Raw genomic sequence first — 2,000 nt, 5'->3', positions numbered from 1 at the left:
GTCGATGGTCTCCTGCACACCGGCGGCCAGAACCGGGTGCGGACTGCACTCGATGAACGTGTCAAAACCGTCCGCCAGCAACGACCGGACGACGGCCTCGAACTCGACGGTCCCACGGAGATTACGGAACCAGTAATCCGCGCCGAGTTCAGCGGTGTCGATCTGCTGCCCGGTGACGGTGGAGTAAAAGCGCAGGTCGCCGGCTTGCGGTTTGATCGGCGCCAGCAGCTCCAGCACCTGATCACGGATCTCATCGACGTGCCAGGAGTGTGACGCGTAATCGACCGGGATGCGCCAGGTGCGCACACCATCGGCCTCGAACACCGCCTGCAACTCATCCAGAGCCCACGCACTGCCCGACACCACAGTAGAACTGGGACCATTGATCGCAGCGATCCCGATGTCACCGTCCCACAGCGTCAAACGAGGCCGCACCCGCTCGACCGGCAACGCCACGGAAACCATGCCACCCCGCCCGGCCAGCGCCCGAATCGCCTGACTGCGCAACGCCACCACACGCGCCGCGTCCTCCAGCGACAACGCCCCCGCCACACACGCCGCCGCGATCTCTCCCTGCGAATGCCCCAGCACCGCATCCACCCGCACCCCGTGCGAACGCCACAACGCCGCCAACGACACCATCACCGCGAACAACGCCGGCTGCACCACATCCACCCGCGCCAACAGCGACGCACCCTCATCGGTCAGCAAGACCTCCAACAGGTCCCACTCCACAAAGGCGGACAGAGCATGCGCACATTCATCCAGACGGGCGCGGAACACCGGAGCAGCCGCGTACAACTCCCGAGCCATCCCATCCCACTGCGACCCCTGACCCGGAAACACCAACGCCGTCCTGCCGGCCCCAGCCGTCCCCGCCACCACGTTCTCAGCAGGAACGCCCTCCGCCAGCGACCGCAGACCCGCCACCAACTCCTCACGCGAGGCACCGACCACCACACCACGATGCTCGAACACCGCACGCCCGGCCAGCGTCGCCGCCACATCCCCCACCGACACCCCGGAACCGTCAACGGCCGCGGCGAGCTGCGCCGCATACGCCCGCAACGCCTCCTCCGACCGCGCCGACACCACCCACCCCACCGGCCCCCCCGCCTCAACCGGTGCCTCCTGCTCCACCGACGGCGCCTGCTCCAAGATCACATGCGCGTTGGTGCCGCTGATACCGAACGACGACACACCAGCACGACGCGGCCGCCCCGTCGAAGGCCACTCACGCGAGTCGGTGAGCAACCGCACCCCCCCGGCATCCCAGTCCACATGCGGCGTCGGCTCATCCACATGCAACGTGGCAGGCAGCACCCCACGACGCAGCGCCTGCACCATCTTGATCACACCACCGACCCCCGCCGCCGCCATGGTGTGACCCACATTCGACTTCAACGAACCCAGCCACAACGGCTGCTCCTGGGAGTGTTCGGCCCCATAGGTGGCCAGCAACGCCTGCGCCTCGATCGGATCACCGAGCTGAGTACCCGTGCCGTGCGCCTCGACCACGTCGACATCCGCAGCAGTGAGTCCGGCAGCCGCCAACGCCGCACGGATCACCCGCTGCTGCGACGGACCGTTCGGCGCAGTCAGCCCATTCGAAGCGCCGTCCTGGTTCACCGCCGAACCCCGCACCACCGCCAGCACCCGATGCCCACGCGCCCGCGCAGCCGACAGACGCTCCAGCACCACCAGCCCCGCACCCTCACCCCAACCAGTACCGTCGGCCGACGCCGCGAACGCCTTGCACCGCCCATCCGCCGACAACCCGCGCTGCCGCGAGAACTCCACCAGCACCCCAGGTGAGGACATCACCGTCACACCGCCGGCCAATGCCAGAGCGCATTCGCCGTTCCGCACCGCCTGAGCGGCCTGATGCAACGCCACCAACGACGACGAACACGCCGTGTCCACCGTCACCGCCGGCCCCTCCAGACCGAGGAAGTACGCCAACCGGCCCGACGTGACACTCCCACTGGTACCGGTCAGCA

The 2,000-nt window shown here is 68.2% G+C and carries 1 protein-coding gene; it reads right to left on the bottom strand.

Features of this window, described 5'->3' with window-relative positions:
* Positions 1-2,000 (bottom strand): type I polyketide synthase (locus AQJ66_RS36495; RefSeq protein WP_159052714.1); only part of this gene is annotated, 2,000 nt, incomplete at both ends.

Source organism: Streptomyces bungoensis (genome assembly GCF_001514215.1).
Taxonomy (GTDB): domain Bacteria; phylum Actinomycetota; class Actinomycetes; order Streptomycetales; family Streptomycetaceae; genus Streptomyces; species Streptomyces bungoensis.
This window is presented reverse-complemented; position numbering and strand designations above follow the sequence as displayed.